At 67.5% G+C, this 19,732-nt stretch carries 23 protein-coding genes; 15 read left to right on the top strand and 8 right to left on the bottom strand.

Translation table 11 applies throughout. The annotated features are described in order from the left end of the window. The first annotated feature begins 198 nt into the window (after nucleotides 1–198). The gene (locus AC069H_RS01305) at nucleotides 199–1,050 is read left to right on the top strand and encodes an ATP-binding protein (RefSeq protein ID WP_478230989.1); all 852 of its coding nucleotides are present in this window, start codon (nucleotides 199–201) and stop codon (nucleotides 1,048–1,050) included. Here AC069H_RS01305 and AC069H_RS01310 read toward each other — a convergent pair. Both AC069H_RS01310 and AC069H_RS01315 read right to left on the bottom strand, forming a co-directional pair. Continuing rightward, nucleotides 1,047–1,637 carry an SCP2 sterol-binding domain-containing protein gene (locus tag AC069H_RS01310; protein WP_395862534.1) on the bottom strand — a complete coding sequence of 197 codons (591 nt, stop codon included), beginning with the start codon at nucleotides 1,635–1,637 and terminating at the stop codon, nucleotides 1,047–1,049. The two genes, AC069H_RS01305 and AC069H_RS01310, sit on opposite strands and share 4 nt — an antisense overlap. An 86-nt stretch (nucleotides 1,638–1,723) precedes the next feature. Continuing rightward, entirely contained in the window at nucleotides 1,724–2,359 is a 636-nt protein-coding gene (locus tag AC069H_RS01315; RefSeq protein WP_478224026.1) for an SCP2 sterol-binding domain-containing protein, read from the bottom strand. A gap of 127 nt (nucleotides 2,360–2,486) precedes the next feature. On the opposite strand from AC069H_RS01315, the gene AC069H_RS01320 reads away from it, so the two are divergent. Beyond that, nucleotides 2,487–3,152 (top strand): TetR/AcrR family transcriptional regulator, encoded by a 666-nt coding sequence (locus AC069H_RS01320; protein WP_378435136.1) that lies wholly within the window; start codon nucleotides 2,487–2,489, stop codon nucleotides 3,150–3,152. Here AC069H_RS01320 and AC069H_RS01325 read toward each other — a convergent pair. Then, nucleotides 3,135–3,980, bottom strand: coding sequence for a MaoC family dehydratase (locus AC069H_RS01325; RefSeq protein ID WP_478230990.1), 846 nt, complete (start codon nucleotides 3,978–3,980; stop codon nucleotides 3,135–3,137). The genes AC069H_RS01320 and AC069H_RS01325 overlap by 18 nt on opposite strands. Nucleotides 3,981–3,982: 2 nt before the next feature. Further along, nucleotides 3,983–5,317, bottom strand: coding sequence for a 3-oxoacyl-ACP reductase (locus tag AC069H_RS01330; RefSeq protein WP_478230991.1), 1,335 nt, complete (start codon nucleotides 5,315–5,317; stop codon nucleotides 3,983–3,985). Between the two features lie 92 nt (nucleotides 5,318–5,409). On the opposite strand from AC069H_RS01330, the gene AC069H_RS01335 reads away from it, so the two are divergent. The 4 genes from AC069H_RS01335 to AC069H_RS01350 all read left to right on the top strand — a co-directional run bounded on the left by AC069H_RS01335 (nucleotide 5,410) and on the right by AC069H_RS01350 (nucleotide 9,013). Continuing rightward, on the top strand, nucleotides 5,410–6,699 hold the full coding sequence (locus AC069H_RS01335) for an acetyl-CoA C-acetyltransferase (protein WP_378435141.1): 1,290 nt from the start codon (nucleotides 5,410–5,412) through the stop codon (nucleotides 6,697–6,699). Nucleotides 6,700–6,767: 68 nt separating this feature from the next. After that, the gene (locus tag AC069H_RS01340; protein ID WP_478230992.1) at nucleotides 6,768–7,742 is read left to right on the top strand and encodes an ATP-binding cassette domain-containing protein; all 975 of its coding nucleotides are present in this window, start codon (nucleotides 6,768–6,770) and stop codon (nucleotides 7,740–7,742) included. Continuing rightward, nucleotides 7,739–8,542, top strand: a complete 804-nt coding sequence (locus AC069H_RS01345) for an ABC transporter permease (protein WP_037307367.1) — start codon at nucleotides 7,739–7,741, stop codon at nucleotides 8,540–8,542. Before AC069H_RS01340 ends, AC069H_RS01345 begins: the two co-directional genes overlap by 4 nt. Before the next feature lie 99 nt (nucleotides 8,543–8,641). Beyond that, on the top strand, nucleotides 8,642–9,013 hold the full coding sequence (locus tag AC069H_RS01350) for a YciI family protein (protein WP_478224021.1): 372 nt from the start codon (nucleotides 8,642–8,644) through the stop codon (nucleotides 9,011–9,013). Between the two features lie 57 nt (nucleotides 9,014–9,070). Here AC069H_RS01350 and AC069H_RS01355 read toward each other — a convergent pair whose 3' ends face one another. Continuing rightward, a complete protein-coding gene (locus tag AC069H_RS01355; RefSeq protein ID WP_478230993.1) occupies nucleotides 9,071–9,577 on the bottom strand; it encodes a DoxX family membrane protein in 507 nt (168 codons plus the stop codon). A gap of 129 nt (nucleotides 9,578–9,706) precedes the next feature. Further along, the gene (locus AC069H_RS01360; protein WP_478230994.1) at nucleotides 9,707–10,738 is read right to left on the bottom strand and encodes a glycerophosphodiester phosphodiesterase family protein; all 1,032 of its coding nucleotides are present in this window, start codon (nucleotides 10,736–10,738) and stop codon (nucleotides 9,707–9,709) included. 71 nt (nucleotides 10,739–10,809) lie between these two features. Between AC069H_RS01360 and AC069H_RS01365 the strand changes: the two genes are divergently transcribed. The 9 genes from AC069H_RS01365 (at nucleotide 10,810) to AC069H_RS01405 (ending at nucleotide 17,627) form a co-directional block, all read left to right on the top strand. Further along, on the top strand, nucleotides 10,810–11,571 hold the full coding sequence (locus AC069H_RS01365) for a MerR family transcriptional regulator (protein ID WP_478224019.1): 762 nt from the start codon (nucleotides 10,810–10,812) through the stop codon (nucleotides 11,569–11,571). Nucleotides 11,572–11,683: 112 nt separating this feature from the next. Beyond that, nucleotides 11,684–12,874: an ATP-binding protein gene (locus tag AC069H_RS01370; protein WP_007032375.1), complete on the top strand. Its 1,191-nt coding sequence runs from the start codon at nucleotides 11,684–11,686 to the stop codon at nucleotides 12,872–12,874. Between the two features lie 275 nt (nucleotides 12,875–13,149). Continuing rightward, nucleotides 13,150–13,311, top strand: a complete 162-nt coding sequence (locus tag AC069H_RS01375) for a hypothetical protein (RefSeq protein ID WP_172843476.1) — start codon at nucleotides 13,150–13,152, stop codon at nucleotides 13,309–13,311. Between the two features lie 234 nt (nucleotides 13,312–13,545). Further along, a complete protein-coding gene (locus AC069H_RS01380) occupies nucleotides 13,546–14,469 on the top strand; it encodes a bifunctional helix-turn-helix transcriptional regulator/GNAT family N-acetyltransferase (RefSeq protein WP_478224018.1) in 924 nt (307 codons plus the stop codon). A 1-nt stretch (nucleotide 14,470) separates the two neighbouring features. Next, a complete protein-coding gene (locus AC069H_RS01385) occupies nucleotides 14,471–14,746 on the top strand; it encodes a hypothetical protein (RefSeq protein ID WP_478224017.1) in 276 nt (91 codons plus the stop codon). A gap of 57 nt (nucleotides 14,747–14,803) precedes the next feature. Beyond that, on the top strand, nucleotides 14,804–15,160 hold the full coding sequence (locus tag AC069H_RS01390; RefSeq protein WP_478224016.1) for a YciI family protein: 357 nt from the start codon (nucleotides 14,804–14,806) through the stop codon (nucleotides 15,158–15,160). Further along, on the top strand, nucleotides 15,160–15,540 hold the full coding sequence (locus tag AC069H_RS01395; protein ID WP_478224015.1) for a YciI family protein: 381 nt from the start codon (nucleotides 15,160–15,162) through the stop codon (nucleotides 15,538–15,540). Before AC069H_RS01390 ends, AC069H_RS01395 begins: the two co-directional genes overlap by 1 nt. Next, nucleotides 15,537–16,754, top strand: coding sequence for an RNA polymerase sigma factor (locus AC069H_RS01400; protein WP_478224014.1), 1,218 nt, complete (start codon nucleotides 15,537–15,539; stop codon nucleotides 16,752–16,754). Before AC069H_RS01395 ends, AC069H_RS01400 begins: the two co-directional genes overlap by 4 nt. 252 nt (nucleotides 16,755–17,006) lie before the next feature. Beyond that, nucleotides 17,007–17,627: a hypothetical protein gene (locus tag AC069H_RS01405; protein ID WP_478224013.1), complete on the top strand. Its 621-nt coding sequence runs from the start codon at nucleotides 17,007–17,009 to the stop codon at nucleotides 17,625–17,627. Nucleotide 17,628: 1 nt separating this feature from the next. On the opposite strand, the gene mctP is transcribed toward AC069H_RS01405, so the two are convergent. Together mctP and AC069H_RS01415 are read right to left on the bottom strand one after the other, a co-directional pair. After that, entirely contained in the window at nucleotides 17,629–19,272 is a 1,644-nt protein-coding gene (gene mctP / locus AC069H_RS01410; protein ID WP_478224012.1) for a monocarboxylate uptake permease MctP, read from the bottom strand. After that, nucleotides 19,269–19,547: a DUF3311 domain-containing protein gene (locus tag AC069H_RS01415; RefSeq protein ID WP_340687210.1), complete on the bottom strand. Its 279-nt coding sequence runs from the start codon at nucleotides 19,545–19,547 to the stop codon at nucleotides 19,269–19,271. The genes mctP and AC069H_RS01415 overlap by 4 nt, the downstream gene beginning before the upstream one ends. Nucleotides 19,548–19,732: the final 185 nt, after the last annotated feature.

Consider the following 19,732-nt stretch of genomic DNA (forward strand, 5'->3'; position numbering starts at 1 on the left):
TACCCGACGAAATCCGGGCCTGATCCTCGAAACGGAACGCGGTTCATCGACAACGTCGCTGCGGAGGGGCCGATTCCGGCGATGGTGGACGAAGTGCTCATCGCTCTCCGCCGGAATATGAAACGACGATCCACCGTTCGCGGCGCCGGACGGGCCGAAACGTACGAGTACCCGGAGACCGCACTACGAGAAGCAGTGGTGAACGCACTGGTGCACCGCGACTACTCGGGTACCTCCCACGGGACACAGGTGCAGGTCGAGATGTATCCCGACCGCCTGCTAATCCGTAATCCAGGGGGCCTTTACGGGTCGGTCCGCGAAGAGAATCTCGGCGTCGAAGGGACGTCCTCGGCTCGCAATGCGACGCTGCTGAAGATCCTCGAAGACACCCCGTTGCCTGGGTCGGATCGTCCGATCTGCGAGAACCGCGGCTCCGGGATCCCGGCGATGCTGACGGCGATGCGGGACGCCAAGCTCAGTCCGCCACGGTTCGCCGATGACATTTCCACTTTCTCGGCGACTTTCCCGAACCACACCTTGATGGGCGATGACGCGGTTCGCTGGATCGCTTCATTGGATGAGCACGGCCTCACCGACAGCCAATGCCACGGCCTCGCGATGCTGTTCCACGGGGAGACGCTCAACAACCAGGCCTACCGGAACGCCAACGACCTCGATTCGAGGGTGGCGACCGAAGAACTCGGTGATCTCGTCGCACGAGGCCTTCTGGTCCCGGCCGGCGGTCGCCGATACGCGCACTACACCCTCGCCGAAGACGCGGCTCCCGCTCCCACGGACAGCACCGACAGTCCGGCACCGCCGAAGCGTCGCGCCGACCGGCGTGAAGAGATCCTCGACGCGCTGGGCGACGACGAGGCGACACGTGCCGACCTGGTCGCGGCGACCGGACTGCACGACCGCACGATGACGCGATGGCTGACCGTCCTGCTCAAGCAGGGACTGATCGAAGCGACCGAGCGAAATCTGCGGAGCCCCAACGTCCGCTATCGCCGTACGTCCAAGCGAACTCTCGATGAAACAGGTGGCTAGCCCGCGCTCGGCTTCGGGATGTCGAAATACCCGCTGAACCGCACGGCCGGCGCGTACTCACCCTTGACCTTCACCTTGCCCGTCACGAACATCGCCGCCACCGCCGCGTTGCCGGTGGCCATCCGGATGAAGTCGTCGACGGACAGCGTGATGGTGGTGTCCGGAGTGCGCGCGAGATCGGTGCTGGAAACGCAGACGCCGTCCTCGATGACCGTTTGAAAACGATCGAAACCGTCTTCTCCGTCACCGTCGGTAAAACGCCACGCGACGACGAAGTCGACATGCCGCGCGCGTTCCGGAACGAAATGATCCGACATTCTGCGGAAAATCTCGTCGAGGAACGCCGAACGCAGTTCCGGGTGATCGGCGATCGCCTTGAGCTGCTCTCGTGACGCCCGTTGCACGACGTCGACGAGCACCTCGGTCTCCAGTGAGCTGAGCTCGATGCCCGCACCGGTTTCACCCAGCATGTGCAGGGTTTCCAGCACCTGCGTGAACTGTTCGGGGCTCAGTTTGGCGAGCTCGAGTTTCTCCGCGAACGCGTTGACGACGTGCTCGCCACCGGTGCGCGTCTTGTGCAGCCTCAACGGACGGGAAAGGCGTACCTTGTCCCGCCAGCGCCGGTTCGGGGAATTTCGGGGCACGGCACGGAAGTGTATCTGCTCGGCCGGGTTCAGGACGGTTTCGGAAGGTCGAAGAAACCGATCAAACCCGCGGCGAAGGCCAGGTCACCTTTTACTTTGATCTTTCCGGTGACGAATAGCACAGCGGGTGTCGCCTGGTGGGTGATGAGCCGGAAGAAGTCGACGGGCGCGATCGTGATCGTCACCCTCGGCTTCTCCTTCATGTCACGGCTGACCGTGCACTCGCCATGCGAGATCACCGTCTCGTAGCGGTCGTAGCCGCCGTCGCCGGTGCCGCCGGACAGCCGCCAGTGCACCACCGCGTGCAGTGTCCTCGCGCGGTCCTGCCGGATGTGGGCACCCATGCGGTCGAAGATCTCGCGCAGCACGCGCTCCCGGAGCGGCCGTTCGGCGACGACGCTCTCGAGTTGTGTACGCGAGGCGCGCGCGACGAGGTTCGCGAAGCGGGCCGGGTCCACCTTGCGAAGGTCGAACGCGGGCGCGGACTCGGCGAGCCGTCCCAGGGCGGTCAGCAGCCGCCGGACATCGTCCTTGCCGAGGTCCTTCGGGTCGATGGCGCCCGCGACCTCGTTGACGTCGAGAGAGTGCGCTTCGGCGGAATCCGGCTCGATCCGTTCCAGCGCGTCGACCAGCGCGCGGCCGGTCAGCCCCACGATCTCGGTCATCTTCCCTCCGGTTCCACCTACCCGAGCGTAAGGCTACCCGTGAGTAGGTAGGCGGGCAAGCGTGCCGAAGTCACCCTTGCCGGTGGTAGCCCGGTAGCGTCTTACGCGAACTAATGGGAGGTCTTGAGTGTCCGAGGAAGTGCCGCGTCCCGCCGAACGCGCCAAAAGGCTGCCGAGAGCGGTGCGGGAACGCCAGATCCTGGACGCGGCGGTCTCGGTGTTCTCGCGCTACGGCTATCACTCCGCGTCGATGGACGAGATCTCCGAGGTCGCCGGCGTGTCCAAGCCGATGATCTACACCTACCTCGGGTCCAAGGAAGATCTCTTCGGCGCGTGCATCCGCCGCGAAGCCACCCGCCTGCTGGAGGCCGTGCAGGACGGGATCAAACCCGATCTGCCGCCCGACATGCAGCTTTGGCACGGGCTTCGCGCGTTCTACCGCTTCGTCGCCGACTACCGCGAGTCCTGGACGGTGCTGCACCGCCAGGCCATGACCGTCGGCGGGGCCTTCGCCGCGGAGATCACCGACATGCGCACCCGCGCGATCGAACTGGTCGCCGCGCTGGTCGTCTCCGCGGGCACCCGCAAGGGCCTCGGCGAACAGGCCGAGTTCTCCGGCGCGGGACTGTCCGCCGCGCTGGTCGGGGCGGCCGAGTCGCTGGCCGACTGGGCACTCGACCACCCCGACGTCTCCGACGGCGTGCTCGCCTCGTGGCTGATGAACCTGGTCTGGCTCGGGTTCAACGACCTCGTCGAGGGCGAGATCTGGAAGCCGTCAGAGAGCGGCGACTGAGCCCTCAAGGTGCGGCTTCGGCTTGCGCGCGTTCCACAGCTCGAAAGCCCACCCGTCGCCTTCGCTCCAGGTGGTGAAGGCCGCCTTGGCGGGCAGCAGGACCGGCTGCTTGAACTTGACGTCGACGGTGAAGGCCTCCGGGAGCCTGCCTTCGAACGCCGCGAGCGCGTGCGCCTTCGTCCACATGCCGTGCGCGATCGCGGCCGGGAAGCCGAACGCCTTCGCCGTGATCGGGTGCAGGTGGATCGGGTTGCGGTCGCCGGAGACCTCGGCGTAGCGGCGGCCGATGTCGCCGGGCACGTGCCAGATCGCGTTGGCCGTCGGCTGGGAGAGCTGACCGCGCGAGGTCTTCTCGCCGCTGCCGCCACCGCGGCGCAGGTACGTGCTGACGTCCGTCCACACAGGACTGTCGTTGACCAGCAGCTCGCTGACGACGTCGAACTGCTTGCCTTTCTCGTGCGGGCGCAGGTCCTCGGCGCGCACGCGCAGGGTGAACGACTCGTCGAGCCGCAACTGCCGGTGCTGGGTGATCCGGTTCGCGACGTGCACCATGCCCAGCAACGGGAACGGGAAGTCGGCCTCGATCATCAACGCCATCTGCAGCGGGAACGCGAGGATGTGCGGATACGTCGCCGGAAGCACGTCGTCCAGCCGGAATCCGCACACCTGGTTGTACGCGGCGAGGTGCGCCGGGTCGACGACGACGCCCTCGCGGACGAACTCGGTCCCCGGCAGCGTGTTCCCGCCGCTCTTGCGCAACGAGCCGAGCAACGCCTTGGGGTACAGCGAAGACAGGCTCGGCGACTCGTGGAGTTCCTTGACGGCCATGCTCACGCTCCCAGCAGTGCCTGGCCGCAGACGCGGACCACGTTGCCGTTGACCGCGGCCGAAGCCGGGTTCGCGTACCAGGCGATCGTCTCGGCGACGTCGACCGGGAGCCCGCCCTGGCCGAGGCTGGACAGCCGCCGCCCGGCCTCGCGGATGAACAGCGGGACGGCGGCGGTCATCTTGGTCTCGATGAAACCGGGCGCGACGGCGTTGATCGTGCCGCCGTATTCGGCGAGCTTCGGCGCGCCGTCGTTCACCATGCCGATGACGCCCGCCTTGCTGGTGGCGTAGTTGGTCTGACCGACGTTGCCCGCGATCCCGGCGATCGAGGAGACGCCGATGATGCGGCCGTTCTCGTGCAGCACCTTGTCGGAGAGGAGCTTTTCGTTCACCGCGAGCTGCGAGGCGAGGTTGACCGCGATGACCGAGTCCCAGCCGCCTTCGGTCATGTTGCCGAGGGTCTTGTCCCGCGTGATGCCCGCGTTGTGCACGACGATGTCGACGCCGCCGTGGCGCGTGGTCAGGTACTCGGCGAGCTTCTCCGGCGCGTCGGCGGCGGTGATGTCCAGCTGCAGCGACGAGCCGCCGACCTTGTTGGCCACCTTGGACAGGTCCGCGCCCTGCGCGGGGATGTCGAGCGCGACGACGTGGGCGCCGTCTCGGCCCAGCACCTCGGCGATGGCGGCGCCGATACCGCGGGAAGCGCCGGTGACCAGGGCGACCTTGCCGTCCAGCGGCTTCGCCCAGTCGGCCGGGGCCGAGGCGGTCTTGGTCTCGGTGCCCACGCGGATGACCTGGGCGTCCACGAAGGCGGACTTCGACGAAAGCAGGAACCGGAGCGTGGACTCAGTGGCCTCTTCGGCTCCTTCGGCGACGTACACGACCTGAGCGGTCGCGCCGCGCTTCAGCTCCTTACCGACGGAACGGACGAAGCCTTCGAGCGCACGCTGGGCGATCCGCTCGTGTCCTTCGGCCAGCTCCGGCGGCGTTCCGAGGACGACGACGCGGCCCGACGGCCCGACGCTCCGGATCACGGGGTGGAAGAAGTTGTAGACCTCGCGAAGCTGCTTCGGGTCCTTCACGCCTGTCGCGTCGAAGACGAGCGCGGCGTGCTTTTCGGCCGCCGTCGAGAGGACCTCGATACCCGCGCGGTGCAGCTGCGCCTCGATCACCTTTTCGAGACGGCCGCCCGGCGCGGCACCCAGAAGTGCGGGACCCTCGAGAGGGGGCTGACCGGGCTTGTACCGGCGGAGCGTGGCGGGATTCGGCAGGCCGAGCTTCGGCACCACGAACTTCCCCACCGGGGATTTCGTGAACTGCTGGTACCTGTCAGCCATTACGTGCCTCCCGTGCAGTTTGCGTCACGTCGCATTCTAACCTACTCGCTAGTAGGTTACAGTGTGAGAGAGCCTACGGAGGAGTGGAAAAAATGGCCACGAAAAGGACGGCACCCGTGCGCAAGGTCGCGATCATCGGCGGCAACCGGATCCCCTTCGCCCGCTCGAACGGTCCGTACGCGAAAGCGTCGAACCAGGACATGTTCACGGCCGCCCTCGACGGCTTGGTCAGCCGCTTCTCCCTGCAGGACGAGGTGATCGGCGAGGTCGCCGCCGGCGCCGTGCTCAAGCACGCCCGCGACTTCAACCTCGCCCGCGAAAGCGTCCTCGGCAGCAGGCTGAACCCCGCCACCCCGGCCTCCGACGTGCAGATGGCCTGCGGCACCGGCCTCCAGGCGATCATCAACGTCGCCAACAAGATCGCCCTCGGCCAGATCGACTCGGCCATCGCGGGCGGCGTCGACACCACGTCCGACGCGCCGCTGGCGGTCAACGACGACCTGCGCCAGATCCTCGTGCAGCTCAACGCCGCGAAGACGCTGCCAGAGCGGTTGAAGCTCGCCGCGAAGCTGCGCCCCGGCCACATCGTCCCCGAGATCCCGCGCAACTCCGAGCCGCGCACCGGCCTCTCCATGGGCGAGCACGCCGCGCTGACCGCGAAGGTCTGGGAGATCACGCGCGAGGCACAGGACGAACTCGCCGCGACCAGCCACCAGCGCCTCGGCGCCGCGTACGACAAGGGCTTCTTCGACGACCTGGTGACGCCGTACCTGAAGCTGGCGCGTGACCAGAACCTGCGCCCGGACTCCAGCGTCGAGAAGCTCGCGAAGCTGAAGCCCGCCTTCGGTGGCCCCGAAGGCACGATGACCGCGGGCAACTCGACGCCGCTGTCCGACGGCGCGTCGACGGTCCTGCTCGCGACCGAGCAGTGGGCGAAGGCACGGAAGCTGCCGGTGCTGGCGTACCTGACGTTCTCGCAGACCGCGGCCGTCGACTACGTCCACGGCGACGAGGGCCTGCTGATGGCGCCCGCGTACGCCGTCCCGCAGATGCTCACCCGTGCCGGGCTCACCTTGCAGGACTTCGACTTCTACGAGATCCACGAGGCCTTCGCGTCGCAGGTGCTCGCCACCCTCAAGGCGTGGGAGGACCCGGCGTTCGCCAAGGAGAAGCTGGGCCTCGACGAACCTCTCGGCTCCATCGATCGGGCGAAACTGAACGTCAACGGTTCTTCGCTGGCGGCCGGGCACCCGTTCGCCGCGACCGGTGGCCGTATCGTCGCCACCCTCGCGAAGCTGTTGAACGAGAAGGGATCCGGCCGCGGACTCATCTCGATCTGCGCCGCGGGCGGCCAGGGCGTCACCGCGATCCTGGAAAAGTAACGTTCGCCCGCAGCGGATCGGGGAAAAACCCCGGTGCCTTTGTCGGTGCCGGAGTCTAGGTTGACCGCATGTTCGCGGTTCAGGCGAAAGCGCTGGTCAAAACCTACGGGTCAACACGGGCGCTCGACGGGGTCGATCTGTCGATCCCGAAGGGCGAGGTGCTGGGCCTGCTCGGGCCGAACGGTGCCGGCAAGACGACGACGGTCCGCATCCTGACCACGCTGCTTCGCCCGGATTCGGGCGAGGCGGAGGTGGCCGGGCACGACGTGCTGGCCCACCCCGACGCAGTCCGGCGGTCGATCGGGTTGTCCGGGCAGTACGCCGCCGTGGACGAGAACCTCACGGGGTTCGAGAACCTGTACATGGTCGGCAGGCTGTACGGGAACAAGAAGGCCGCGGCGAAGTCCCGGGCGCGTGAGCTGCTCGCCCGGTTCCGGCTGGAGGACGCGGCGGACCGCCCCGCCAAGACGTACTCCGGCGGTATGCGGCGACGGCTCGACCTCGCGGGGGCGCTGGTCGCCGAGCCGACCGTGGTGATCCTCGACGAACCGACCACCGGGCTCGACCCGCGCGGCCGGATCGACACCTGGGAGGTCATCAAGGAGCTCGTCGCCGACGGCACCACGGTGCTGCTGACCACGCAGTACCTGGAGGAGGCCGATCAGCTCGCCGACTCGATCGTGGTGATCGACAAGGGGAAGGTCATCGCGCGCGGCACGGCCGACGAACTCAAGCAGGAGATCGGCGGCGAGCGGCTGGAGCTCGTCGTGGCGAACGCGAGCGACCTCGCCATGACCACCCAGGTGCTGGCCGAGGTCGGCTCGGGCACGCCGTCGGTCGACGAACACACCCGTAAGGTCGACGTCCTGGTCGAGGGCGGGCCGAAGGCGTTGATCGAGGCGCTGCGGCGGCTGGACGGTCACGGCGTCGCGGTCCAGGACGTCGCGCTGCACCGGCCGACGCTCGACGACGTCTTCCTTTCGCTCACAGGACACGCCACGGACGAGGGGGAGAAGACGGAAGAGGGGGTGGGGAACCAGTGAGCGCGGTCGCGAAGGCCTTTTCCGACGGTGGCGTGATCACCTGGCGGAACCTGAAGAACGTCCAGCGCAACCCGGACTGGCTGATGGCGGCCACCCTGCAGCCGATCATGTTCGTGCTGCTGTTCGCGTACGTCTTCGGCGACGCGATCGGCGGGGAAGCGGGCGGGCTCGCGTATCGCGAGTTCCTGATCGCGGGCATCTTCGCGCAGACGGTCGCGTTCAACTCGGCGTTCACGGTGATCGGCTTCGCGAACGACCTGCAGAAGGGCATCATCGACAGGTTCCGTTCGCTGCCGATCTCCCGCCTCGCGGTGATCTTCGGCCGGACGACGTCCGACCTGGTGATCAGCGTGGTCGCGTTGGTCGTCATGTCGCTGTGCGGGCTGCTCGTCGGCTGGCGGATCCGCGGCAGCTTCCTCGACGCGGTGCTCGGCTACCTGGTGATGCTGATGTTCGCCTGGGCGCTGTCCTGGGTCGGCGCGTGGATCGGGCTCGTCGCGCGCAGCGTCGAGGTGGCGCAGAGCGCCGGGCTGATGTGGATGTTCCCGCTGAGCTTCATCTCCACGGCGTTCGTCCCGGCGGACAAGCTGCCGGGCGTGCTGAAGGCGATCGCCGACTGGAACCCGTTCACCGCGGTGATCAACTCGGCGCGTGACCTGTTCGGGAACCGCTTCGGCGCGGCACCGACGGGCTGGCCTGCCGAGCACGCTTCGCTGTACGCGATCCTGTGCTGCGTCGCCATCATCGCGATCTTCGCACCGCTCGCGACGGCCCAGTACAAGAAGGTCGCGAGCCGCTAGGAAAACTTCTGCTCAGAAATGTCGAACCGCCGTCGAGCCGCTCGACGCGCTGGTGAAGGCGGGGTAGAAACAGCCCCGCCAAGACACTGAGGAGCAACGATGCGGTTTCTGATGATGCACCGGTTGGACGAGAGCGCCCCGGAGGCCTGGAACCCCAGCAAGGAGTTCATCGACCGGATGGGCGCCTTCATCCAGGACTCGTTCGAGAAGGGCATCCTGATCACGGCGGAGGGCGTGCACCCGTCGGAGAAGGGCGCGAAGGTCCGCAAGGTGCGTGGCGGCAAGATCACCGCGACCGACGGCCCGTTCACCGAGGCCAAGGAGGTCATCGGCGGGTTCGCGCTGATCAACGCCAAGGACCTGGCCGAGGCCGTCTCGTTCGCCGAGTCCTACGCCGCGTTGTTCGACGAGATCGAAGTCGAGGTGCGGACGGTCGTCGAGGAAGAGGACATCGCCGCCTTCACCTCATGACCCACGCGTTTAGTCCTCTGGATGCGAAAGCGCATCCAGAGGACTAAACGCGGGTCGTCACTTCGTGATGGCCTTCTCGGCCTTCCTCGCCAGCTTCTCGGCGCGCTTCTCCGTCTTCGACGCGGCGCGGCGGGCACGCCAGCCGAGCGACGGCTTGCCTGCGGTGTCGGCGGCGGCCAGCAGCAGGCCACCGGCGAGGCCGGCGTTCTTGATGAACTGGATCTGCTGCTGCTGACGCTCGGCCGGTTCCTTGATCTCCCAGAACCGGTGCGCGGCCAGCGTCGTCGGGACAAGGCTGCCGAGCAGCAGCAACGAGGCCAGGCGCGGTGCCTTGCCCGCGGCGAGCGCGACCCCCGCACCGACCTTCACCGCGGCGTCGATCCGGACGAGGGTGGCGGGATCGCGCGGCACCGACTCCGGCACCACGCCCTCCAGCTTGTCGAAGGACTCGGTGAGGAACGGCTCCGCGGCTTTGGCGTGCCCCTCGGTGTCCCTCAGCGCGCCGATCCCGCCGGAGATGAAGATCGCGGCGAGGAGCGGACGTGCGACGCGACGGAGAATCACGGTCGTAACCTTTCTGATCCGGACCCGGGAAACAAACCTAACCCCAGTCTTCCCGCCCGCCGCGTCGCCGAACCGCGCTAGCGGTGTATCGCAAAATATTTCTCTGGCGCTAGACGGGGCTAGATTCCGCTAGCGGGCTCGATACGCCTTGGGCAGCTTGAACCCGCGGTCGGCCGCGACCTCCCGCAGCCGGTCCGGGTAGTCGGTGATGATGCCGTCGACGCCGTCGTCGATCAGTTTGTGCATGGTGGCCGGATCGTTGATCGTCCAGGGCACGACCTTGATCCCCGCTCGATGCGCCTCAGTGACCAGCGCCTTCGTCGTGAACGGCCGGTAGTCGGGGTCGCCGACCTTGCCGCCCTGCGGGTTGCCGTGCACCGGCGAGAGCGCGCTCGCGCCGAACGACTTCACCGCGCGGACGGGGCTGCCGCCGAAGTCGTCGATGTCGAGCCCGCCGAGCCACGGCGACTTGCCCGGCTGACCGGCCTGCAGGAACTCGGGCTGGGTCAGCGCGACCGTCGGGAGCCAGGGCGCGACCTCGCGGAACCGCATCAGCGCGCCCCAGTCGAAGCTCTGGATGGAGACGTTGTGCGCGAACCCGCCGCGCACGATCTCGCGCACCGCCCGCTGGACGAACTGCTCACGCGGCGCCGTCTCGTGCGGTGCGGCGGCCTCGACCTTGGTCTCGATGTTGAACTTGATGCCCCAGGCGCGGTGGTCCCTTGCCAGCTGGAACAGCTCGGAGAGCGTCGGCATCTTGGCGCCGGGGGAGAGCGTCTGGCCGGGATGGGCGGGCTGCCGGAGCGAACCGCAGTCCAGCGTGCGGACCTGCGCGAACGTCAGATCCTTCACGTATTTGCCGACGTACGGGTACGCCGGGTCGCCGGGGGTCGCGGGCGCGGTGTCGCGGCACTTCGCGGGTGTCGTCTTGCGGTCGTGGGTGATCACCTCGCGGCCGTCCTTGGTGATCTGGATGTCGAGTTCGAGGGTGGTCACCCCCAGCTCCATCGCCTTGCCGAAGGACGCGAGCGTGCTCTCGACCGTGAGGCCGAGCCCGCCGCGGTGGGCCTGGATGTCGAAGGCGCGTCGCGGATGCGCGTCGGCGATCCCGGCCGTCGTCAGGGTCAGCGCAGTGGCGATGACCAGCGCGAATGTCTTCATTCGTGAACCATGCCACGGTCGGGTGAACTTCGATTGACTTTGACGCAACGTCAACCTCTACCTTCGTGGACATGCCGAACGAGAAGGAGTGGTCGATCCAGGACATCGCCCGCTCGGCCGGGACCACGAGCCGCACGCTGCGCCACTACGGCGACATCGGGCTGCTCGAACCGAGCCGGGTGGGGAGCAACGGATACCGCTACTACGACCAGGACGCGCTGGTGCGGCTGCAACGGATCCTGCTGCTTCGCGAACTCGGGCTGAGCCTGCCCGCGATCGGCGAAGTCCTCGAGGGGGAGCAGGACACAACGGCGGCGCTGCGCTCGCACCTGAAGTGGCTGGAGCAGGAGCGACAGCGGCTCGGACGGCAGATCGAATCGGTCAGGACGACCTTGAGGAAGACAGAAAGAGGTGAACAACTGATGGCAACGGAAGTGTTCGACGGCTTCGACCACACGAAGTACGAAAAGGAGGTCACCGAACGCTGGGGCGCCGACGCCTACAAGCAGGGCGACCGGTGGTGGAAGTCGCTGAGCGCCGAGGACAAGAAGGCGCACCAGCAGGAACAGAAGGACATCGCCGCCGCTTTCGGTGAGGCCCGCGCCAAGGGTCTGCCCGCCGACGGTGACGAGGCCCAGGCGATCACGCAGCGCCTGTACGAGTGGCTTCGGCCGGCCGTGCGGGCCGTGTCGAAGGGCTACTTCGCCGGACTCGGGCAGCTGTACGTCGACGACCCGCGCTACGGGCAGTACGACGAGAAGCACGGCGAGGGCACCGCGGAGTACATCCGTGACGCGATGGCGGTCTACGCCGAGCGCAACCTGCGCGACTAAGAACGAGGGACGGGGCTGCAGACCCGTCCACTCGGAGTAACCCGTCGCGACACGCCTATCCCTCTATGGCGGAATATCGGGTCCACGCTAGAAACGCCGATAGCGTGTGAGAGTGGATCCCATCCGCAACCCCTTCGCCCCGGGCGCCGGTCAACGGCCGCCCGAGCTGGCAGGTCGCGTCCGCGAGCTCCAGGCCTTCGAGGTCGTGCTCGAACGGGTCGCGCGGGGAAGACCCGAACGCAGCCTGATGCTGACCGGCCTGCGTGGCGTGGGGAAGACCGTGCTGCTGGGCGAGCTGCGCTCGCGGGCCATCAAGCACGGCTGGGGCGCGGGCAAGATCGAGGCCCGCCCGGACACCGAACTCCGGCGGCCACTGTCGGCCGCGCTGCACCGCGCGATCCGCGACCTCGCCGTGCGCCATCGCGCGCCGGACCGGGTCGAGCAGGTGCTCGGCGTGCTCAAGGCGTTCGCGCTGCGCGCCAACAAACCGGACGCGAAGCTCCGTGACCGCTGGCAACCGGGTATCGACGTGCCCGCCGCGCAGGGCCGCGCAGATTCGGGCGACATCGAGATCGACCTGGTCGAGCTGTTCACCGAAGTCGCGGAGCTGGCTGCCGACGTCGGCACCGGGGTCGCGCTGCTGATCGACGAGATCCAGGACCTGCTGCCGGAGGATGTTTCCGCGCTCTGCGCGGCCTGCCACGAACTCTCGCAGTCCGGGGCGCCGCTGGTCGTGGTCGGCGCGGGGCTGCCGCACGTGCCCGCCGTCCTTTCGGCGTCGAAGTCGTACTCGGAACGCCTCTTCCGTTACGCGCGCATCGACAGGCTGGAGCGCGAAGACGCCGACCTCGCGGTGATGGCACCCATCGAACGCGAGGACGCGGGCATCGAACCGGAGGCGCTGGACGCCTTGTTCGACGCGTCGGGCGGATATCCGTACTTCATCCAGGCCTACGGCAAGGCCGCCTGGGATGCCGCGCCGGCGGATCCCATCACCGTGAAGGACGTCCAGGTCGCGGCGCCGGAGGCCGAATCGGAGCTCGCGGTCGGCTTCTTCGGCTCCCGCTACGAGCGCGCGACGCCGGCCGAGCGCGAGTACCTGCTCGCGATGGCCGAGCTGACCCAGGGCCGGGACGAGTCCGCCGGTACCGCCGATGTGGCCGTCTACCTGGGACGGAAGCCTTCGTCACTGTCTCCGGCGCGGGACAGCCTGATGAAGAAGGGCCTGGTGTACTCCGCCGAACGCGGGCACATCGCCTTCACCGTGCCGCACTTCGGCCACTACCTGCTCGGCCGGGACTAAGTCTCTCTCCAGCTTTATTGTCTCAGCGCTAGGAAGCGGTAGAAACACCTACCGCCACTTCATCGCACCCTCTTCGGCCGTATAGGAAAAAACCTAGATAACTGCGGCGTTACCAAGAAGTGACCGGCGCCACCAAATCTCTCCGGTTTTACGCTCCTGTTGCCGATGATTCATCGGCAGGTGTGCCAAGTCACCGGATAATCGTTGGCATCCTTGTGAAAAAGGGTGCATACTAGAAGCACAGCCACGAAGACGCAAGATCTACTCCCAAGGGGATGACAAAACCGATGAACAACATCGCCGCCAAGCTCCGTGCCCGTCGCGCCGAGGCTCGTACTCGCCGGGCCCTGAACCGGGCGATCGACACCGCGGCCACCGCGACCGTTCGTCAGGAGCTCATCGCTATCTCCCAGGCGCGTCACACGCACATGCGCTGACCCGACAACAACCGTTGTAGGTGTCGCCCATTCGAGTGACCTACGACACATAGTGCGTGAGATGTAACGCCGCGGAACGCGGCGTCGATACCCACTACGACCCCGTGATGCTGGCGGACCCCCGACCTGGCAGCATCACGGGGTTTCCATATGTCCACCCCCGAAAGATTTCTTGCCTTCACCGCTTCGCGGAGTAACACTTGACCCAGTCAACGAATCTGTTGAGGTGGTCAAATGAATCGATCCGCGGACCGGGTGGCGACCGTCCGGGCCTTCAACCGCCTGTACACCGGCGTGATCGGCGTCCTCGACGAAGGACCGGCCGACGCCGAGTACTCCCTGAGCGAAGCCAGGGTCATCTTCGAACTCGCGCAGCAGGATTCGACCCAGGTCACCGACCTGCGCAAACGTCTCGACCTCGACGCCGGATACGCGAGCAGGCTGCTCGCGAGACTCGAAGGGCGCGGTCTCCTCACCCGCGAACGCAGTGACGAGGACGCCCGCCGTCAGATCGTCCGGCTGACCGAGGACGGTCGCAAGGCCTTCGCCGTCCTCGACCAACGGTCGGTGGGCAGGATCGGCTCGCTGCTCGGCAAGTTCGGTGAAGACGAGCAGGAGCGGCTGCTCGGCGCCATGGACACGATCACCTCGCTGGTCGGCGAGCGCGCCTCGAGTCCCGCGCTGGTCCTGCGCCCGCCCCGTCCGGGCGACTTCGGCTGGGTCGTTCATCGCCACGGTGCCCTCTACTCCCGCGAGTACGGCTGGGACGAACGCTTCGAAGCACTCGTCGCCCGTGTCGTCGCCGAGTACGTCGACCGGCGCGGAGACCCGCGCCAAGCGAGCTGGATCGCCGAACTCGACGGCGAGCGCGTCGGCAGCATCTTCTGCATGCCCGCCGAAGACGGCACCACCGCGAAACTGCGGATGCTGCTCCTGGAACCGGCCGCGCGGGGACGGGGCGTAGGGAAACGCCTGGTCGCCGAATGCGTCGAGTTCGCGAGGGCATCCGGCTACACGGCGATGGAGCTCTGGACGGTCTCGCTGCTGGACGCGGCACGGGCGATCTATCGGAAGGCCGGCTTCCAGCTGGTGAGCGAAGAGACGATCACGGGCTTCGGATACGAGTTGACCGGGCAGACATGGCGGCTGGAGCTGTGAGGTGTTCGTCGTCTGCTTCCCCACCTGCGATCGCCGGTCCGTGGTCGGGGTCAGTTCGATCGATTTTGTCGACGACCTGGCACCGGGCATGATCTCCGTTTCCGGTCGCTGCCCGGATGGCCACTACGCCGTCCTCCTGACCGGGAAGGCCTTCGCGGCCCACGAACCCTGTGTACGCGAAGTCCGGCAGGTGGTGGAACGCAGGCGGCGCCGGACCAGGCTGGGCGCCTGGTTCGCGCGGCAGCGGGAACTGCACGACCGGCTGTTCCGGTACTGATGTCGATTTGCCGCGGGCTCGTTCGTCTAGGGACCATCGATTCCCAGGGAGGACACCATGCCCCACTACATCGGATTCATCCGTTCCACGACGGACTCGCACGACCACCTCGGCCCCGATGAGGCGCAACGCGTGCTCGAGAGCTATCTGGCCTGGGCGGACGAACGCACCAAGGAGGGCCGCTTCGTCGGTGGCGGCGGGCTGTCGAGGAGCGGCCGGGTGCTGCGCGCTTCGGGCGGCGAGGTCGGCGCGACCGACGGGCCGCACACCGAAGCCACCGAGATCGTCGGCGGCTATCAGGTGATCGAGGCCGCGGACCTCGATCAGGCGGAGAAGATCTTCGCGACGCATCCGCATCTGGCGTTCGGGCCGATCGAGGTGCGCAAGGTCGGCGAACGCGGTTGCGAGGACTGATGCCGAAGTTCGTGGGTCTGATGACCTTCCCGCAGAATTCCGAGCCCGCCGGTGAAGGCCCGGCCGAGAACGGTATCGAGCGGTACTTCGCCTGGCAGGAGGAGTTGCGATCGTCCGGCAAGCTGGTCGCGGCCGCCGGGCCGGCCCCGGAATCGCGGGTGGTGCGCGGCGGGACGATCACCGACGGACCGTTCACCGAAGCGAGTGAGATCGTCGCCGGCTATCTCGTGGTCGAAGCCGCTGATCTCGACGAAGCGGCGAAGCTGTTCGAGACGCATCCGATCGCGGTGGACGGTGTCGGGATGTTCGTGGTCAGCGAGATCGCGCTCGAGCTCGACACTCCACGTGAAGAACACCTGAGCCGCTTCGGGCTTTCATGAGCCGCCCGGCCGGCGTGGTGGAGCATCTGTTCCGGCACAGTGCCGGGCGGATCGTCGCCACGCTGGCCAGGGCGCTCGGCCCCGAACGGCTGGACCTGGCCGAGGAGGCCGTCGCCGATGCGCTGGAACAGGCGCTGCGCACCTGGCCGCAGTGCGGGGTGCCGGACAACCCGCAGGGCTGGTTGTTCCGCGCCGCACGGAACCGGGCGATGGACGTCGTCCGGCGCGAGCAGACGTTGCGCGCCCTGCTGCCCCGGCTCGTGGAGCTCGACGGTCACGCAACCGGCCGTCGGGCGGATGACGAACTCGTGTTGATGCTGCTGTGCTGCCATCCCGCGCTGCCGACTGTCTCGCAGGTGGCGCTGACGTTGAAGACCGTCGGCGGGCTCGGCGTGAACGAGATCGCGGCGGCCCTGCTGACGAAACCGGCGACGGTGGCGCAGCGGCTCGTGCGGGCGAAGAAGTGGTTGCGGGAGTCGGGGAAGCCGCTCTCCCTGCCGGGGCCGGACGCGCTTGAGTCCAGAGTGGACAGTGTGCTGGCCGTGCTCTACCTGCTCTTCAACGAAGGTTACGACGCGACGACCGGCGAGGTCGCGGTGCGCGGCGAGCTGTGCGGGGAGGCGATCCGGCTGGGGCGGCTGCTGCTGGCCGAGCCGAAGACGGATCTGCCGAGGGTGCGGGCGCTGGTCGCGCTGATGCTGTTGCAGGGAAGCAGGCTGCCCGCGCGCGTCGACCGGGAGGGTGACCTGCTGCTGCTCGACGAGCAGGACCGGGACCGCTGGGACCACGCGATGATCACCGAGGGGACGCGGCTCTTCGAGCGGGCGTGCACCGGGCCGGAGATGTCGGCGTACCACGTCGAGGCGGCGATCGCGCTGTGCCACAGCACGGCTTCGCCGCCGGACTGGCGCCGGATCGTCGGCCTGTACGACGATCTGCTGGCGCTGCGGCCGTCACCGGTGGCCCGGCTGAACCGCGCGATCGCGCTTTCGATGGTGGATGGCGCCGTCGCCGGGATCGCCGAACTCGAAGCCATCGAGGCCGACCTGCCGGACTACACCCTGCTGCCCGCCGTCCTCGGCGCCCTGTGGCTGCGGGCCGGCGACCCGGCGCGAGCCGCGGAGCACTACCGGCGAGCGCTCGCGCTGCCCTGCTCGGAACCGCAACGCCGCTTCCTCACCCGACGCCTGACGGCCTGCGCGACAGCTCTCTGACCAGCGCTTTTTCTTGCTCCGCGCGTACCCCAACCCCCACCACTCCCAGGGGGGCGCGCCCCGCACCAGCGTATCGGGAGGGGCTGTCGCGGGGCGGGGTCCGGAGGGATTCGGGGGCGAGTTGTCCACAACGGCGGGTGGGTGTGGACAACTCGGTGCAGGGGGCGCGGGGCAGCGGTGGACGTGTTGCGAAAGCGGAAGCAGCGACGTCGAAGACATCCGCAGTTCACGCGGGCAGGGTTTTCTGGAGGAGTGAACTGGACGGCGTACGTCGACGGCTACTGCGAACGCCTCGCCCCCGGCCTCTGGGGCGAGCCGCTCAACAGCCTCAGCAATCTCGCCTTCCTGATCGCGGCGATCGCCGTCTGGCGGCAACCGAAAGGCCGCGTGTTCGGAGTCCTCATCGGACTGGTGTTCCTCGGCAGCACGGCCTTCCACCTGCTCGCCACCCGCTGGTCCGCTGCCGCGGACACCGGCTTCATCCTGGTGTTCGTCCTGTACTACGCCGCCGTGTTCCCGCACGTGTTCTTCGGCGTCCGCCGCGGGCTGTCCTGGCTCGGCATCCCCGTGTTCCTCGCCTTCACCGCCGTCGTCGCGTCGCTGGGCGGCGGGCTGTACCTCTCGGCGTTGATCGGGCTCGTGGTCTTCGCGGTCATCCTCCGGGGTGAAGACCGGCGCAGATTCGCCGTAGCCGCCGGTGTCTTCGGGGTGTCCCTTTCGTTCCGCACGGCCGACCACACGGTCTGCGGGAACTTCCCCGCCGGGACGCACTTCCTCTGGCACCTGCTGAACAGCCTCGTCCTCTACCTGGCGGCGACCGCGGCCACGAGAAAGGCCGCGTCCCGGCAGGACGCGGCCCCTTCTCACAGCTGACTCAGTGGACGCCGATTTCGCGGAGATCCTTGTCGTGCTCATCGGCGTGGTAGTCCTCGGCCTCGGTGTCGTCCGTGCCGTTGAAGACCTTCAGCCGCCGCGCGATCACCGTGAAGATCACCGCGATCAGCAGGTTCGCGATCAACGCCACGAAACCGACGTAGATCTGCATCGGCGAACCGCTGAACGGGTGCCAGCCGAAGATCGACAGATCGCCGAGCTTCAGCGCCGAGCCACCGAAGTGCGCCTTACCGGTCGCCGGGTTGGGGATGTTGTAGAGCATGATCAGGCCCCAGCCGATGCCGACCACCCAGCCGGCGATCAGGCCCCAGCGGTGGAACCACCGCGTGTAGAGCGAGATCGCGACCGCGGGCAGCGTCTGCAGGATCAGCACACCGCCGATGAGCTGCAGGTCGATCGAGAACTGCGGGTCGATGAACAGGATGAACGCCACCGCGCCGAACTTCACGATCAGCGAAGCGAGCTTGGCCTGCTTCGCTTCCTCGCCCGGCGTCGCGTTCTTCTTGATGTACTCCTTGTAGATGTTGCGGGTCCACAGGTTGGCCGCCGCGATCGACATGATCGCCGCGGGCACCAGCGCGCCGATGCCGATCGCGGCGAACGCGATCCCGGCGAACCACGACGAGAACTGCGTGTCGAACAGCACCGGGACGACGGTGTTCGTGTCGGGCTTGCCGGTCGCGTTGTTGGTGATCGGCGAGACCGACGCGCTGATCGCGACGTAGCCGAGCAGCGCCAGCAGGCCCAGGACCAGCGAGTACGCCGGGAGCGCGACCATGTTCCGCTTGATCACGCTGCGGCCGCGCGAGGCGAGCACGCTGGTGAGCGAGTGCGGGTACAGGAACAGCGCGAGCGCCGAACCGAGCGCCAGCGTGGCGTACTGCAACTGGTTGTTGGCGTTGAGCAGGATGCCGTCCGCCTGCGACGGCGTCTTGTCGAACTTCGCGTCGGCCGCGTCGAAGATCGCCGACCAGCCGCCGAGCTTCGAGGGCAGGTAGATGATCGCCACGATGATCACGAGGTAGATCAGGATGTCCTTGACGAACGCGATCAGCGCGGGCGCGCGAAGACCCGACTGGTAGGTGTAGACCGCCAGGATGATGAAGGCGACCAGCAGCGGCAGGTGACCGACGATGCCGGAGCCGTTGATGCCCATGGTCCGCAGCACCGCTTCGAGCCCGACGAGCTGCAGCGCGATGTACGGCATCGTCGCGATGATGCCGGTGATCGCGATCAGCAGCGCCAGCGTCGGCGAACCGAACCGGCCGCGGACGAAGTCGGCTGGCGTGACGTAGCCGCGGACGCGCGAGACCGACCACATGCGCAGCGCCGGCATCAACACGATCGGGTAGACGATGATCGTGTACGGCAGCGCGAACAGGCCCATCGCGCCGGCGCTGAACATCAGCGCGGGGACGGCGACGAACGTGTACGCCGTGTAGAGGTCACCGCCGAGCAGGAACCAGGTGATCCACGAGCCGAATTTGCGGCCGCCGAGACCCCATTCGTCCAGGTGGTCGAGGGTGTTGCCGGCCTTCCAGCGCGACGCGACGAAGCCGAGCACGGTGACCACCGCGAAGAGGATCGTGAAGATGATCAGCTCTGGCCATTGGATGTTGGTCACTTGACGTCCCCCTCGTCGAGCTCGTCCACGGACAGCCGATCGGGACGCTCACTGGTCGGCTTGTCCTTGGTCATCACGTAGACGATCCAGGTGCACACGACACCGACCACCACGAACACGAATTGGAACCAGTAGAAGAACGGCATCCCGAACAGCCGGGGACCGTCCGAATTGAACAAGGACGTGATCAGCACCAGCAACGGGATGATCAACAGGAGGTTCCAGGGGCTGAACTGAAAGCCCCTCACCTTCCCGTCTGCCTTACCTGACGCCATCGGACCTCACCTAACGTTCCCGTACCCCCGGATGGTCCCGATGACCCTAGAACCTCTCCCCCGCCCGGGTCACGCGTGCCCGATATCGATTTGATCAGCGACGCCCCATACGACGAAGGGCGGTTGCCGTCGGAGTCCCCGCCGGATATCAATAGCCGCAAGTCGCGAACAGGAACTTCGCACGC

The sequence above is a fragment of the Amycolatopsis sp. NPDC043887 genome (assembly GCF_056435665.1).